General features: G+C 68.1%; 9 protein-coding genes. All 9 read right to left on the bottom strand.

The annotated features are described in order from the left end of the window. Positions 1-2,715, bottom strand: coding sequence for a glycosyltransferase (locus tag B3I25_RS05885; RefSeq protein WP_286738254.1), 2,715 nt, complete (start codon positions 2,713-2,715; stop codon positions 1-3). Then, on the bottom strand, positions 2,706-3,062 hold the full coding sequence (locus B3I25_RS05880; protein WP_131332923.1) for a hypothetical protein: 357 nt from the start codon (positions 3,060-3,062) through the stop codon (positions 2,706-2,708). Before B3I25_RS05880 ends, B3I25_RS05885 begins: the two co-directional genes overlap by 10 nt. Then, positions 3,059-7,492, bottom strand: a complete 4,434-nt coding sequence (locus tag B3I25_RS05875; protein ID WP_286738251.1) for a glycosyltransferase — start codon at positions 7,490-7,492, stop codon at positions 3,059-3,061. The genes B3I25_RS05880 and B3I25_RS05875 overlap by 4 nt, the downstream gene beginning before the upstream one ends. Before the next feature lie 98 nt (positions 7,493-7,590). Continuing rightward, entirely contained in the window at positions 7,591-8,838 is a 1,248-nt protein-coding gene (wecC, locus tag B3I25_RS05870; RefSeq protein WP_286738249.1) for a UDP-N-acetyl-D-mannosamine dehydrogenase, read from the bottom strand. Between the two features lie 88 nt (positions 8,839-8,926). After that, the gene (locus B3I25_RS05865; protein ID WP_286738247.1) at positions 8,927-10,852 is read right to left on the bottom strand and encodes a glycosyltransferase family protein; all 1,926 of its coding nucleotides are present in this window, start codon (positions 10,850-10,852) and stop codon (positions 8,927-8,929) included. Further along, positions 10,849-11,811 carry an ABC transporter ATP-binding protein gene (locus B3I25_RS05860; RefSeq protein ID WP_286738246.1) on the bottom strand — a complete coding sequence of 321 codons (963 nt, stop codon included), beginning with the start codon at positions 11,809-11,811 and terminating at the stop codon, positions 10,849-10,851. The genes B3I25_RS05865 and B3I25_RS05860 overlap by 4 nt, the downstream gene beginning before the upstream one ends. Then, on the bottom strand, positions 11,801-12,703 hold the full coding sequence (locus B3I25_RS05855; protein WP_286738245.1) for an ABC transporter permease: 903 nt from the start codon (positions 12,701-12,703) through the stop codon (positions 11,801-11,803). Before B3I25_RS05855 ends, B3I25_RS05860 begins: the two co-directional genes overlap by 11 nt. Beyond that, the gene (locus B3I25_RS05850; RefSeq protein WP_286738242.1) at positions 12,696-14,672 is read right to left on the bottom strand and encodes a glycosyltransferase family 4 protein; all 1,977 of its coding nucleotides are present in this window, start codon (positions 14,670-14,672) and stop codon (positions 12,696-12,698) included. Before B3I25_RS05850 ends, B3I25_RS05855 begins: the two co-directional genes overlap by 8 nt. Then, on the bottom strand, positions 14,669-16,084 hold the full coding sequence (locus B3I25_RS05845) for a glycosyltransferase family 4 protein (protein WP_286738240.1): 1,416 nt from the start codon (positions 16,082-16,084) through the stop codon (positions 14,669-14,671). Before B3I25_RS05845 ends, B3I25_RS05850 begins: the two co-directional genes overlap by 4 nt. Positions 16,085-16,132: the final 48 nt, after the last annotated feature.

The following is a 16,132-nucleotide window of genomic DNA, read 5'->3' as shown; positions in this document are numbered from 1 at the left end:
TCAGTTCTCCGCGCCGACGAGGACATCCGCGGGCGCGAGTTGCTCCTCCGCGGGCCGGGGCACAACGCGCAGTGGCGACGCCGGCTCCTGCGGGTCGTCGTGTGTGAGTTCAACCTCGTAGAGCGCGCACAATTCGTCCAGCAACGCGCGACACTCGGCCTTCTGCTCCGCGGGCACGAAACGGTTGAACTTGTTCACGAGCCACCCGTCGAAGAATGCGTCCACCCGGGTATGGCAATAGGCGTCGTACAGCCCCTCCCGTCGGAGCCACTCCACCCGGTAGTGCTCCAGGGGTAGGTATTTGCGGAACAGGCTCGGCCCCACCGTGTTGATCATCGAGTTGGACACGGCCCCGTAATAGACGTGGATGGGCAGGCGGACCGTAGCGATCCGCCTGGCCCCGTGGAGCATCTGCTGGAACGCCAGGGAATCCTGGCCCAGGGCACCCACCGGTTGATGCAGACCGATGGCGCGCAACCATTGCGTGTTCGCCACGAGTGCCTGGATGCTCATGGGCTGGAAGTTGATCCGCTGCAGGGCGTCCTCCGGGACCATCAGACCGCCCGTGGGATCCTCCGGTAGGTTCTTCGTCAGGATCTTGACGTTCGGGACGTGCCGGCGGTACGAGGAGAGCTTGATCATGTCCCCGATCGCGAATTGCACCCCTAGCTCGCGGACGGTCTCCAGCAACACGCGGAACCCATCGTTGAGCGCTTCGTTGTCCGGGTCCAAGTACGTGATGTAGGGCGCCGTCGCGAGTTTCAGTCCCTCGTTTCGCGGCCGGGACGCGCTGCCCGATCCGCCTGTCTCGAAGAAGTGGGCGCGCACGTTGGCGTACCGCGCCGCGAGTTCGCGCACCGCGAGCACCGTGTCGTGATCGGTGGAGCCGTCGTCGATGAGCAGGATCTCCATGTCCCTGAAGATCGTGGAGCGTTCCAGGGAGCGGAAGCACTTGGAGACCAGGTGTTTGCCGTTGTTGAACACCGGGACCACCACGGTCAACTGTGGGGCGTCGGTGAGCGTGACCTCGATGCGCTCGCCAACCCGGGGCCCCGCGCCGAACGGCGCGGTGCTGTAGGCCCGCCCCTCGACCCGCCCGGAGTCGAGCCACGTCTGCAGCACCGGGGTGTCCGCCTGGACGCGGAGGCCGCTGCGAGCACTGCTGCGAACCCGGCCCGTGAGCTCGTGATCGTCGAGGCTCGTGATCCCGCCGTTCGTCTCGAAGCCGTTCTTCGTGGCCACGTCCACGTCCGCGTACCTGAATACGTTGAGCAGGTCGCGCACGTGGCCGCTCGCGTAGTCATGATCGGCGGACACGGGCACGACGACGTCGAAGTCATCCCGGCGCTGCGCCAACTCGCCCCGAGTGAGGACGCTCACGAGTGCTGTCTGCGTGTCGGCGATCTCACGCGCGTGGTCGATCGTGGTGTCACCGTCCGGAACGACCGCCACTCGTTCGTGCAAGGACGCGACGGGGGCACCCACGGCGGAGAGCATGTCCGACATGCGCTGCCACGCCGTGTCGTGTTCCCACACGCGCCGCAAACCGTCGGACTGTGCGCGGTAGAGCCGCTCCCCCGTCATGCCGTCCAGGATGAGGGGTACCTCCCGCGGCCGGTCGATCAGCTGGACCTCGGGGTAACGATCGTTGACGGCGAGCGAGTAGTTGGAGAGAACGAACGCGCCCATCGCCTGCAGCTCCACCACTCGGTTGGCGTACATGGTCCCGGAATTGGTGACCGAGTTGAGGTTGAGATGGACGTCTACGCTGCGTTGGACCTTCATGAGTTCACGGTGGCCCAGCCCTGGGCCCACGTGGTCCACGAACTCCCGGGGGTAGAAGTACTTGGGATCGCCCAGGGAGGAGTTCCGATCCACGATCAACAGATCCCGTCCGGCATCCAGGACGCCCGAGAACAGGAACCGCGCCGCCGATTGTCTGGCGGGGTACTTGTGAGAGAGCCAGGACCCGGCGAACAAGACTTCGGAGTGGCGTACCCGCCGGGATCCTACGGGCGTGTGCAGTAGGGGGTTGACACCGAAGGTCAGGGGGCGGATGTCCCCCACCTCGGGGCAATCCGCAGCGTAGCTCGGGATCATTTCCTGTGCGGACGTGAAGATCACGTCCGCTTCCTGGGCGAGGGGACGGAACCGGGCGTAGTTGGGCGGGTCTTCCTTGGAGTAGAAGATCACGGGCACATCGCGTGCGCGGAAGGCCGGGATGACCTCGGAGCGCACGAGCCCCGCGGACGCCGTGGTGCCGTGCCAGTCCTCGAACCGGCCCCGCCACGTGGATGTCAGGATGAGCACATCGCTGGTGCGAGCCACGTCCCGGAAGTTCTCCGGTGTCACGTACGTGATGTTCGCCGTGCCCTCGTACGTCTCGTACAGGAACGTATCCGCGATCATGGCCACCCGGGCCGGGTGCGGGGTCAAGACACGGGTACCGGTGTGATCGGGCAGCCCCGCCACGGATTCCACGAGGTCGCGGACCTGCTCGGCTCGCCCGTTGTGTGACAACCACTCGGGATACTGCTCCTGCGCGATCACCGGGTTCAACCGGTCCGTGCGGTTACGGCGCGCGTAGTCCTTGAACGCCCGGGAGTGGAACCAGTGCTGGTCCGTTGCAGCCGTGGCTTCCCTCAGCTGTAGTTCCTTGATCCGCGTTCGAACCTTCGCACGCCGTCGCTTCACCTGGTCCATGTTCATCGCCATGACCGCACCGCCTTCCGCAGCTTCCACACGCGTCGTTGCAACCTGAAGGTACGCGAGGCCCTAGTGCGCTCCCACTGTTCGCGGGCAGTGTCCCGCTCCTCACGCGTTTTACGGAGTTCGGACTCCAACCACCACACCTTCTTCAGGTAGGTCCGTTCCTGCGTCTTTAGTTGCTCGTCCCGGGACTCGAGGTTCTGGAAGAACCGGATCTCCTTCTCGTAACTGGCCACCAGTTCCTCGCTCAGTCGGCGAATTTCCTGCGCTTGTTGGGCCAGAAGGTCACTGAGGACATCGACCGCGTCGGCGTGGTCGGCGGCGGCGCCCACTGGGGTCGGGTGCGCATTCATGATCGTGGGCCTCCGATGGGGGCTAGGGCGCGGTCCAACTGCTCATGGACGGCGGCGGCGTCGAACGTGGATGTCGTGAAGTCGTGTGCGTTGTGGCTGAACGAACGGCGCGTCTCCGGGTCTCGCGAGAGATCCAGGATGCGTTGCGCCATCTCGTGGACGGACGAGACCAGCCATTCCCTGGGATAGATGAGATCCGCACCGGGCCAGTCCAGGGACACGGGAACACCACCGGATGCTGCGACATCCGGGAGGGTCAGGTGGAATGACTCGTGGTCGCTCACCGAGATGCCGTATCCCACACCCCGGTACCACTCGGCCATGTCGTTGCCGTGCGGGTCGAAGCGGATGACCTCCCGGCCGGCGCGTTGATTGAGCTCGTCGACGCGGCGGTAGCACGCCCGGTACCACTCGAGTTCCTCGGGTCGCTTGTGCATCCACTCGTAGTCCTCGGGACGCTTACCCTTGACCCGCAACGAGAACTCGGGATCCACGGCCACGAGCTGCTCCATGAGATCCACGGCGCGGTCGAGCCGTTTCAACTGAGGGACGATCCCCACGAACCCCACGGTCTTCAGCGCGCTCTCGTGCTTGTCACGGGCCAGGTCCGCCGTGCGGACCACGTTGGGGATCACCGTGCACGTGGCGCGGGGAAGCCCGTGACTCGTGATCGCGGCCTCGCGCATGAGATCACTCACGAACACGTACTGGGACACCTGCTCGTGCCGGATCCGGCGCAGGTAGGGCCCGCGCAATTCCTGCGCGTGAACCCGCACGATCAGCCGCTGGTGGTCGTTCACGTGTTCCGAGTACCAGATCGCATTGCCCAGACCCCATTCGCAGAACACCACGTCCGCTTCCGCGAGCAACTCCGCGGAGCGCTGTTCATCGTGATGCGCGTGGTTGTCCCACTGATCCACCAGCACTCGTGCCCCTGCGGCACGAAGGTGATTCAGCCACGAGGAGATGAACTTCAGGTCGTGTCCCGCCACAAGGATCGTGCCGGCCCGCTCCACCGCACTCTCACCGGACGGGGTGGCCACGAGCTGACGCGTGGGCTCGTCCGATGGCGGAAGCGTCACCGTGAGGGTGGCGGCCGAGTCCACGGCACGGAACGACGTGTCCGGGTCTTTCACGAGGGTCGCCCGAAGCATTCCCCAGGCATCGTGCGTGTTCGTACCGGCAACCGCGAACACTCGAGCATCCTCGTCCGCCCCGCGCGAGTGCGCAACGATCTTGTCCCAGTGCCCCCAGCGCGTGGTCTGCAGCAGGTCCTCCGCCCATGTCCGTGCGGGGTCCTCGGGCGGGTACGCCCAGAACTCGACGTCGTGGGGATAGGGTTCGCGATAGCCGAGCACGCGTACGCCGTGCGCCTCGAGCGCGGCGCGGGCAGCGGCGTCGTCGTCCGTCAACCGCACCGTGCTGGGCAGGACGGATTGACGCAGGATCCCCGGGACCTGTTCGGGGCGCGCGGTGAGACCCCACCGTGGCAGCGAGAACGCCTCGATCGGTAGACCCGCGGTACGTGCGAGGATCACCAGGGCTGTGTCCACCGTGTGCGCGCGCAAGACCGTGCGCAGCTGCAGCCACACCTCGCGCAACCGCTCTTCCGGATCGGCGCTCCATGCCCCCAGAAGAGCCTTGGCGTATGCCGCGTTGTTGGTGCAGGGAATGCCACCGTCGAACGTCTCGGTGATGCCCCGCGCCCAGCTCGAGAGGACCGCTCCCCCACACGCCGCGATCTCCACGACCCGGCGGGAGAACATGGTGGGTGAGTACGGGGCGGAATTGACGTTGAGGCTGGCCACGTGCGCGCGGTAGCTGTCGATCACCTCGTCGTAGGGCAATGCCCCCCGCACCCATTGCCTGAACTCGGGTGGGAATCGGTACGGTGAGTCCGGGATGGCCAATTGCCGGTCGTAAATGGCCAGCCCGTACGGCTTGGCCGTGCCGAGCAATTGCTCGAGCTGCTGGGAGCGCTCGGGGTATCGCTGCCCGTAGTAGGTCCCGGCATAGGCAATGGTGTCCTCCGGCGCCCGTGCACCCGGGAGGGGGTTGTGGATCGCGGGTTGGGCATAGAAGGGTAGGGAAGAGGACGTAACGGCGCGACCGCCGCTCAGGAAACGCGCTGCGTGAAGATACTCCGGGATCATGTCCGCGTCCGTGGTGAACACGTGATCGCACAGCGCCCCGGTCCTGCGGAACCGGTTGATGTGCACCGGATCCTCTTTGTTCCAGAACACGGTGGGAATCCCGGCGTGGCGGCACCGCGCCAGGAGGTCCCGCAGCTGCGTGTGCTCCTCGTCCGAGTAGTACCCCACCCTGTGATGCCACGCACCGCCGTTGCCCGACCACGCCGATTCGACGAACACCAGGTCCAGGTTCTCGCCGGCCAGTTGCTCGGCGTAATCGGCCGGGCCGAGCGGGATGATCGTGGCCGAGCGGCGCAGGGTCTCCGTGGTGAACTCGTCCGCGATCAGACCGATCCGCAGATCCTTGAGGGACCGGCCACCGTGTGCCAGGGCGTCGTGGTCCGCCGTGGCCTGGGCATAGACCCGGCGGACCACCGGGCCGAGGTTCCTCCACTGCCGCTCGTCCACGGCCCACAGACGGCCGGCTTGCCCCTGCGACACGCGCAGTTCAGGATCCTCGATGAGCTTCTGCAGCGCGTTCGCGAGGGACTTGGGGTTCCCGGCTCGGCTCAGCAGACCGCGCGGCCCGGCGCTCTCTCCCTCCACGGCACCCACGAGTGCACGGTGCGGTGAGACGTCCGAGAGCACCACCGGTTTGGCTGCGCTGAACGCCTCGAGTGGCTTGAGCGGCGAAACCATCTCCGTCACGGGCAAGCTGGTGCGGGGGCACGCCACGATGTCCACGCAGCTCATGAACCGGGCGATCTCACTCGCGGGCCGCCGGCCCACGAATTTCACTCGCGACTGCAGCTTATTGCGGACCTGATAACTCTTCAGGTCGGGGTACACCCCACCGGAGCCGGCGATCACCACCTGGAAGTCCACCTTGCGCCCGCGCAGGATGTTGGCCGCTTGCAGCAGCGTGTCCAGACCCTCGTAGGCCACGAGCGAGCCCGCAAACCCGATCACGGGCACATCCGTGCGGATCCCGCGTTTCGCGGCGTAGCCGGTGTCCCGGGGCAGCGGCAGGAATTCATCCGTGTTCACACCATTGGGCAGCAGCGTGATCTTGTTCTCGGACACCCCACGGCGCACGAGCTCGTCCGCGACCTCTTGCGTGATGGCCAGCACGGCATCCGCCTCACGAGCGACCAGGGTCTCCATGGCTGCCTGGTTCACATACCGCTGCGTCTCGTCCCATCCCGGTTTCAGAGAGGCCTCCGTGACCTCCCACAAACCCCTCACCTCGTAGACGAACGGCACACCGAGCCGCCGGGCGGCGACCAGCGCCGGAAGCGCGTTGAGGTAGTTCGACGCCGCGTGGATCACGGACGGGCGCAGCAACCGGGCCTGCCGCACCACGGCATCGGCCGCGACATTGACGTAGACGTCCGGCGCGAGGTGGTTGATGTTGCCTTCCGGCACGTGCACCCAGTCCACGCCGTTGCGCGTTTCCACGTGGCGCCGCTTGCGAGGCTTGACGCGCGCGGTCGAGATGTCCCACGGATAGCCCGAGCGCCCCATCACGGTCACGTCAGCGCCGGCGGCCTTCAGCCCGGCCACCACTCCCTCGGTGCGCACGCTGTACCCGTTCGAATGGAAGATCGGCGTGGAGTACGCGCAGTACAGGACGCGTTGCCGCTCGGGCAGGTACGCCGCACCGCGGGAGCGCGGGGGCACGAGTCGCGCCGCAGTGCGGTCCAATGCCACGGTGCCCAGGATGCGGTCGGTCAAGTAGCGCTGTTTCTCGGTGAGATCCGGCAGCAGGCCGCGGTGGCGGTCGACCAGTTCCGCCGCACGTGTGATGTCCCCTTCGCGATACCACAGCCGGTTGAGGGCAGCGGACAAGTGCGCCGCGATGGGCTCGGCCTCCAGGGTGGCCAGGACGTCCTCGAGGGAGGGCTCGACCTCTGCGGTCGGTTCGGTACCGGCCGACGACGCGTGGGGCGTCTGGTACGACGGGCCGGTGGCCGCGGCGTCGTCGTGAACCCGGGTTGCTGGGCTCGTGGCGGCCGCCGACGTACCGTCCTCGACCGGGGCCCCGGTTCCGTCGCCGGCGGGTTCCGCGGCAGACTCCGATGCCCGTTCCTCCGTAGTCGTCGACGAGGCGGCCAATGTGCGGTTCTGCGCGGTGAGCTTCTCGATCCGAGACCGGGCCGTGGCGGCCGCGGCCTCCAAGGACCGGATCCTGCGTTGTGCTGCTTCCAGCTGATCGAACGTGCCACGCGGATCCCGGGCGACCTGGCGGTACACCAGTTCCCGCAACCGGGCCGGATCGCGGCGTTCGTCTGGATGCATGGGGGTGCTCCTGGGGGATACGGCGCGCCGGGGGTGCGCGCGAGAAGACGATGCGGGGGCGGCGGGGACGGTGCTCCCACCGCCCCCGCCTCAGTGACTCAGCGCCACAGACCCTTGGTGTCCACCACGGCCTTGCCCTTGAGCGCGGTGGCCGGCAGGGTCTTGAACTCGTCGTGGTCCACGAGCAGCAGGATCACGTCCGCGCGCTCGATCGCGTCCTGGTAGTCCGCGAACTGCACATTCGGTAGGCCTTGCAGACCCTTCGGCAGCTCGGAGACGTTCGGCTCCACGGCCAGGACCGTCGCGTGGCTCACGTGCTCGGCCAGGTCCTTGGTGATGTTCATGGCCGGGGATTCACGCAGGTCGTCGATGTTGGCCTTGAACGCGAGGCCCAGGGCCGCGATCACCGGGGACTCAACGTGGGAGCAGGCTTCCTCCACCTTGGAGATGACCCACTTCGGCTTCCCGTCGTTGACCTCGCGGGCGGTGCGGATCAGGCGTGAGTTCTCCCGGTCGGCGGCCACGATGAACCAGGGGTCCACCGCGATGCAGTGCCCGCCCACGCCGGGGCCCGGCTGCAGAATGTTCACACGGGGGTGGTGGTTGGCCAGCTCGATGAGCTCCCACACGTCGATGCCCAGCTTGTCCGCGATCAGGGACAGCTCGTTGGCGAACGCGATGTTCACGTCACGGAATGAGTTCTCCGTGAGCTTGGACAACTCCGCCGTGACGTCGTCCGTGGCGAGCAGTTCACCCTGACAGAAGGACGCGTAGACCTCCTTGGCGCGGCGCGCGGCCTCGGGGGTGCTGCCGCCGATGATGCGGTCGTTGCTGATCAGTTCCTCGAGTGCTTTGCCCGGCAGGATGCGCTCGGGGCAGTACGCGAAGTACACCACGGGCTTGCCGTCCTCGCCGTCCAGGGACAGGTCCGGCCGCAGCTCCATGATCTTACGGGCGAGCGTCTGGGTGGTGCGCGGCGGGGAAGTGGATTCGAGGATCACGGTCTCGTCCCCGCGCAGCTGCGGGGCGATGGATTCCGCGGCGGAGAGGATGTAGGACAGGTCACCCTCGTAGTTCTCCTTGAACGGGGTGGGCACCGCGATCACGAACGCGTCACCGTGCTGCATCTCGGTCGTCGCGGTGAGCTGGCCGCTGTCGATCGCCTTCTTGAGCTGCTCCTCGAGCCCCGGCTCCACGATCGTGACCTCGCCGCGCTGGATCCGCTCCACCGCGGAGGCGTTCACGTCCACGCCGTGGACCCGTACCCCGTGATTCGCCATGACCACCGCGGTGGGTAGACCGATGTACCCCAGCCCCACGAACACGACTTCCAACGGCTCACTCATTGACGCACCTCACCACGCGTTTGCTGGTTCGTTCCGATTGACCGGAACTTCCATTCATTTTCAACGTAAACATGCAGAATCCTTAGGATCATATCGTCACATGACGGGTGCTGTCCCCGAACATGACGACACGTCCCGAGGCCAGCGCAGCGGCGTCGGACACTTGCCACGTGTGGCTGTCCGAGCCGCGGAACTGGACGAAATTGAAGCGGTCTGCCGAGTAGATGACGTAGCCGGCTTCGCGCACCGCGGCCAGGAAGGACGTGTCCTCCCCCGTGCTGCGCCGCTGGAACGGAATCTGCCGGAAGACCTCGCGGTAGCCCGTGATCGTGGGCCCCATGACGAAGTCCGTGTATCGGTGCTCTCGGTGTGGGAAGCGCACCAGGGTGGCGTCCTGGGACTCCACGTACATGTAGTGCCCCTGCTTGCCCACCACGTCCGCGTTCGCATAGCGCAGGGCGTCCAGGAGGTCGGCGAGGTAGCGCGGGGCGTAGCAGTCGTCGTCGTCCATCTTGGACAGCACGTCCCCGGTGGCGTGCTCGACCGCGAGGTTGAGGCACTCCCCCAGCGTGAGGGACGCGTCCGCGGCCACGGTGGTCACGCGCTGGATCCCGCAGTCCTCGACGACGCGCTGGACGTCCCGCGCCCGTGGGTCGAAGCCGTGGGCCACGAGCACCACGTCCAGCTCCACGTCCACCTGGGCCGCGATCCCGCGCAGGGCGTCCGGGAGTCGATGCGGGCGGTTGGTGCACAGCAACACGGTGACGCTGGGCCGGGTGCGGGCGACGGCGAGCTGCGGGACGGCGCGTTCCACGATCGTCTCCACGCGGTGCGTGTAGGTGTGCTGCGCCCAGATCTCGCGCTGCGCGCGGTGTACCATGCGATCTGCCAGTTCCGGGCTGCGCACGAGGGCACGGATGACGTCCGCGGCGTGCTCGCGGTCCGCAACAACGGACAGTTGGTCGTGGGAGAAATACCGTCGCACGGCCTCGGACGGTGTGGAGACCACGGGAGTGCCGCACGCGGTGATCTCGAAGATCCTCCGCGCGCACATGGACGGGGAATCCACGACCGAGTTCACGTTGAGGAAGACCCGGTACGCCTTGTAGGCGGTGAGCATTTGGTCGTAACCCAGCGAGCCCACCACATGCTGGTCCAGGGGCTCGGGGAACTGGTAGCGCTCGTCCTGGCCCAGGTAGCGGGAGAAGATCTCGAGCCCCCTGTCAAGTTTCGCCGAGGCATCATGTGCGCCACCGAGCAGCACGTCCATCTGCTCGCGCCGCTCGGGGAACTTGTGGGCGAAGTACATCCCCCCGAAGGCCACGTCCCGCTCGTGGAACCCGTGCCGGGGCCGCGCGGGGTTGTGCACGGCGGGTTGCGCGGCGAAGGGCAGCACCCCCACACGCTCGTGCCCCAGGTCCCGGTGGTAGTCGGGAATCTTGTTGACGTCCGTGGTGAACACGGTGTCGAACAGTCGCGCGCACTCCAGGAAGTCGTCGTAGTGTGGCGGGTCCTCCTTGTTCCAGAACACCGTAGGGATCCCCTGCTCGCGGCAGTGGGCCACGAGCTCGCGCATCGACTCCTTCACGCCCGAGGTCCCGGTGAGTTGGTACTGCCACTCGTCCGCGTTGCCGTGCCACGCGGACTCCACGAACAGCAGGTCCACGGGCTGCGCAGCCAGTTCGGCGCGCCAGTTCCGCCGTGTGAGCACCACCTGGTGCCACTCGTAGTGGAAGGCACGCAAGGAGAAGTCGTCCAGGATCACCGCGGCGGTGAGGTCCCCGCGCACCGGTTCGCGCTCGGGCCACTCCTGCGCCGCGAACGAGACCGTGCGCTGCGCGCCGTCGTTCCCGGCGGAGGCGGCGTCGCGGCCGGCTCCGGTGACGACGGCGCTCGCGGACGGTCCCGCGGGCAGTCCCGCCCGGCGCCGGTAGGTCCGCCACTGGGACACCCCGCCGTGGCGCAGGTGCCACAACTGGGTGCGCAGATCACCGGTCAGCGAGCGGGGACTCACGCGTGCACCTCCCGCAGTTCGGTGCGCACGAGCCGATCCATCAGCTCGAACTTACGTTTGTGGGCAGCCAGGTTGTTGCCGGCGGCGAGCTGCTTCATGAACTGCTCGTACTCCTCCGTGACGGTCTCGGGGTCCCCATCCATGAGTGTGTCCCCCTGGTCCAGCCACACCACCCGGGTGCACATCTCCCGTACCTCGTTCATCGAGTGGGACACGAACAGCACACACCCGGCTTGTTCGCGGATCTGGGCCATGCGGGCCTGCCCGCGTTCGCGGAACTGGGCGTCCCCGGTGGACAGAGCCTCGTCCAGGATGAGGATGTGCGGGTCTGTGGCGGTGGCCACGGCGAACCGTAAGCGCGCGGCCATCCCGGAGGAGTACGCCTTCATGGGCCAGTGGATGGCTTTGCCCAGCGCAGCTACCTCCACCAGCTCGGGCAACAATTCGTCCACCCGGCGCGGGTGCATACCCTGCGCCAGGCAGCCCAGGCGGATGTTCTTCTCCCCGGACAGCGCCGGCACCAATGAGACGTTGACCCCCAGTTTCACAGGGGTGTCCACTGAGTAGACCCGCCCCGACGTAGGATTCATCTGCCCGGCCACGATGTTCATGAGCGTGGACTTCCCGGACCCGTTGCGCCCGATGAACCCCACGAACTCGCCCTGGTGCACCGCGAGCGTGACGTCGTGGACGGCCAGGTTACGCACGATCGGGGGCCGCCCGAGCGCTCGCCGGGCCCATCGCACCGGCGCGGAGACCGGGACCTCGTCCCCACCGCCCGTGGACGTGACATTGTAAATCATGCTCACGTGGTCGATCACCACGGCGGGCCCGGCGCCGGGTTCCCGCGCAGGTGCGGGAGCGCCGTCGCCGGGGGCGGGCACACCGCTGAGGCGCTGCGCGGAAACGCCCGACATACCCGGGGCGTGCGACGCGACGTCGTCGTGACTAGCGTTCATCCGCGTAGCTCTCCTCGTTGCGCCAGAACACGAGGAAACCGATGATCAGGATCCCGAGGGATGCCGTGACCAACACGGCCCACGAGGACCAGCTGGGAACCTGCGCGCGCAGCACCAGATCGCGGCTGATGTAGAGCACCTGGTACAGGGGGTTGAAGTGGAACAGGGCCAGAATGCGCTCGTCGTCCACGAAGCGGGAAGGGTCGTAGAAGATACCGGACGAGTACATCCACAGCCGCATGAAGAAGGACAGGATGTTGGAGACGTCCGGGATCCGGTGCACCGCCGGGGCCAGGAGCATGCCCAGTCCCCAGTTGAAGATGCTCTGAAGTACGAAGACGGGGATCAGCAGCAGCCACGTCCACGAGATGGGCTCCAGGGGCGGGACGATCAGCAGGAACACCAGGATCGCCGCGAGAGCGTAGAGCTGTGTCATGGCATCCCGCACCACGATGGACAGCGTGAGCGCGGCACGCGGGAACATGAAGCCGCGCACAAGCGCCTTGGCGGAGGTCATGGAGCGGGAGACGGAGACGACGGAGCGGGAACTGTACAAGAACATCGTGAGTCCGAGCACGATGAACGCGACGAAGTTGTCGATTCCCCGGCCGGTGCGCAGCAGCAGCCCGAAGATGAGATAGAACGTAAAGCCCAGTAGCAGTGGGTTGAGCACGATCCATGCCTTGCCCAGCAGGGTGTGGTCCTGGCTCACGGCCAGGCGGACGCGGGCGTCGTAGAGGATGAAGTAACGGGAGGCCCACAGGTCCTGGAGGTACTTACGCAGGGGCGGGCGGGCGCCCACGGCGTGCATCGCGGTGGGGTCGAAGGTCTCGACGGTGCGGTCCTCCGGTTGCCCGAGTCCCCCGCTGACCTGGGCGGTGTTGCTAGTCATGCTCCGGTCTCCTCGGGGGGTAGATCGCTGTCCGGGGGACGTCTTCATTCAATTCACCATACCGCGTGGATGCCTGCTGGGCGATCACCCGCCACGTCCTGTGTGCGACCACCCAGTCCCGTCCGGCGTTCGCGAGGCGTTCGCGGCGCTCGGGGTCCCGGGCCAGGCCGAACAGTGTCTCGGCAAGGGTGTCCGGGTCCTCGGGCGGTGTGAGCAGCCCGGTCTCGTCGTGGCGCACGCTCTCGCGCAGGGCGGGCAGATCACTTGCGACCACGGCGGTGCGCGCAGCCATGGCCTCGACCGGCTTCAGGGGGGTCACCGCGCGGGTCACGGAGCGGTCCTTGCGCGGGATCACAAAGACGTCCAAGGACGCGGTGTACTGCGGTGCGAGGGCTCGGTCCACGCGGCCGGTGAAGGTCACGACGTCCTCGAGACCGAGCTCGCGGGCCCACCGCTGCAGGGTGGGGCGGGCCACGCCGTCCCCCACCACGAGCACCGCCAGGGACGGTATGTGCGGGCGCAGTTGGGCCGCGGCGCGCAACAGGTCATCAATGCCCTCGTAGTCCACCACGGAGGTCACGGTGCCGATCAGAAACGTCTCCTGGGCGAGGCCCAGGGCGGCGCGGGCGTCGTGTCGGGAGGGTGCGTTCTCCACGAGGGCCCCGCCCACGGCGTTGGGGGCCAGGTCCACGCGCAGGGGGTTTTCGGAGGCGGATGCCGGTGTAGGCAGCTCCTCGAGTCGCCGGGCCATTTCCGTACCCAGCGTCACGGTGCGGTCCGCGGTGGTCACAGCCCACGCCTCGCGAGCCTGGAAGCGCTCGTAGCGCTCGGACGTGAGGGCCTCCGGCGGGCGGGTCGCGGCCCACGTGTCCGCGAGGAGTCCGCGAACCTCGTAGACCCACGGGATACCCAAAGCCTGGGCCACCGCGTGTACGGCCAACGCGTTGACATAGTGGCTCGTGGTGTGCAGGACAGCGGGCCGCGTGCGCAGCGCGAGCTCCAGCAGCGCGTGCGCGTGTTGCTGCACACGTCCCGTGGCGGTCGCGGACAGCCGCCGCGGGAGCACGCGGTGGTACGAGATGCCGTCCACGACGTCTGTGTGGCGGGCGAGCACCTTGCCCACCTGCACGGGGTACCCCGGGCGGGTCATGGCGTGGACGTCCCACCCCTCGTCCCGCAGTGCGGTGAGGTACGAGTGCGAACGCTGCGCGTAGCCGCTCGCGGTGTGCGGCAGGGAGTTGGTCACGGCGTAGAGCACGGTGCGGTCCCTGGGCCGGTAATCGCGTACAGGTTCCAGCCGCGGGAAGAAGTCGCCCAGCAGATCCCGCTCGGCGGCCAGGCGGCGCGCGAGGGCTCGTTCACCGCGGGTGGTCCGCCGGAGGGCCTCGGCGTCGCCCAGCACCTCCACGGCGCGGTCCACGTTGCCGTGGTACCACTCGAGGCGCGCGCGGGTCGCAGCCGCTCCCGGATGGTCGGCGGGGAGTGCGGCGAGCAAGCTCGCGGTGAGGCCGGTGTCCCCCATGCTCAGGGCCACTTCCGCGCCGCCGCGTAACGACGCCGATGTGTCCCCGTTCCTGCCCCCCCGCGCCAGGGAGCTCAGCGCCGTTCTCGGCCGCGGCGGGCCCGGACGCGTCTGGTCCGGCCCTGCGTGTTCCCGGTGCTCGTGACCCGGGTCCTGCGTCGTGAGCTCCGAATCCCCTGCAGAGGCGAGGGCGCGGGAGAGGGCGACGCGAGCAGCGTCGTCGTCCCCCAGGACATGCAGGGCGGTGGCCCGGGCGGCGAGACAACGCGGGCCGGGGACCCGTGAGAGGATGCGGGCCGCGGGGGTGACCCAGCGCCGCGGCAACCGGCGGGAGACCTGCAACCAGAAGACCACGGGGTCGTCGGTGACGTGCTGGCCGATCGTGCGAGCCGTGAGCCACGCGTTGACCGCGAGTTCACGGGACCGTTCGCGGCGCCGTGAGCTCATGAGGCCATCCGCTCGACGCCCCCGCGGCTCGCGTCCGCGACGCCCTGGCGTCGAGAGGCGTGGTCGGTATCAGGGGTGCCGGAATCCGCCTCGGCGGCGGGACGACCCTGCGCAGCGCCGCCGTGGGCCGTACGGGCGGTGAACGGCGACTCGCGCGAACCCGCCCCCGCGACGCCGCGCGTGACGGCACGCAGCACCCTGCCCAGGCGGGGCAGCACGCCCTGACCGCACACGCGCGAGTACTCGCGGACGGTGGCGCGCAGGTGCTGGTCGTACTGCACGGACAGGTCCGCGTAGTCCGCGTTGTGCCGCACCCATTCCCGGCCGGACCCACTGGGGACCAGCCGCGAACGGTCGGCCTCGAGCGCGCGCCACAGCGCGGCGATCTGCTCGGGATCGGAGGCCACGATGTCCCCCTCGCCCGCGTCGGTGAGCACGTGGGCGGCCTCGCCGCGAACGACCGCGGTGATGTGCCGGCCCACGGCGAGCACCTCGTAGGTCTTGGAGGGGATGGTGTCCTCGAACGACTTCCAGTCGTCACGCAGGGAGATCACAACCGAATCCGCGTCGCGATAGCGCTCGAACACGCGCTCGCGGTACTCCGGGGGCAGGAACTCCACGTTGGCGCCGAGCCGGTGCGCCAGCTGCTGCAGTGCGGGCTTGCGGCTGCCGTGACCCACGAGTGTGAGATGGACCGAGTCCCCGGCCAGGTGGGCGGCGCGGATGAGCCGGTCCAGGGACTGGGACTCGCCGTGGTTGCCCAGGTACAGCACCCGCAGCCCGCGCCGTCGTGCCGGAGGCGGGGGCAGCTGCGGTGTGCGCTCCAGGAGGATGCCGTTGCGCACCGTGACCACGTTGTGCACCCCTCGTTCGCGCAGGGTGCGCGCGAAGCCCTGGGTCACCGTGACCACGAGGTCCGCGCGGTTCTGCACGTACACCACGGCGCGGTTGACCACGGACTTGGACCCGCCGCGCACCAGGGAGGCGTCCTCGGCCAGGTTGGGCCACGCGTCCCGCATCTCCACGACCAGGGGGATCCCCTTAACGCGCGCCACGAGCAACGCGGACGCCAGCAACGGTAACGACGGCGCCGTGACCACCACGACGTTTTGGCGGCCCGTGAACAGCCCGCGCGCCACGGACGCGGCCGCGCTCACGAGCTGGTCCAGCAACTTCCCGGCACGATTGTCCCCGAGGAACACGTAGGGCACCCGGTAGATGTGTTCACCCAGGAACCCCGCCTGCCGCCGCCACGCCCGACCGCGCGTCTGCGTCGAGTAGTCCGGGCCCGCCCCGTAGTGCGCCACGGGACACACCACGGACACGGTCCACCCCCGCTCCCGCAGGTGGCTCACGAGCGAGTACCACCGCCGCTGGGGCGGCGAGTGCTCGGGCCAGTAGGAACTGGCCATGAGCAGCACCCTCAACGGAGGCTGGTCACCCGGTGAGGTACCGGTTGC

The sequence above is a fragment of the Kocuria sp. UBA1838 genome, from assembly GCF_002338785.1.
In the GTDB taxonomy this organism is placed as follows: Bacteria; Actinomycetota; Actinomycetes; order Actinomycetales; family Micrococcaceae; genus Kocuria; species Kocuria marina.
Note: the sequence above shows the minus strand (reverse complement) of the source record. Positions and strands in the feature narration are given on the sequence as shown.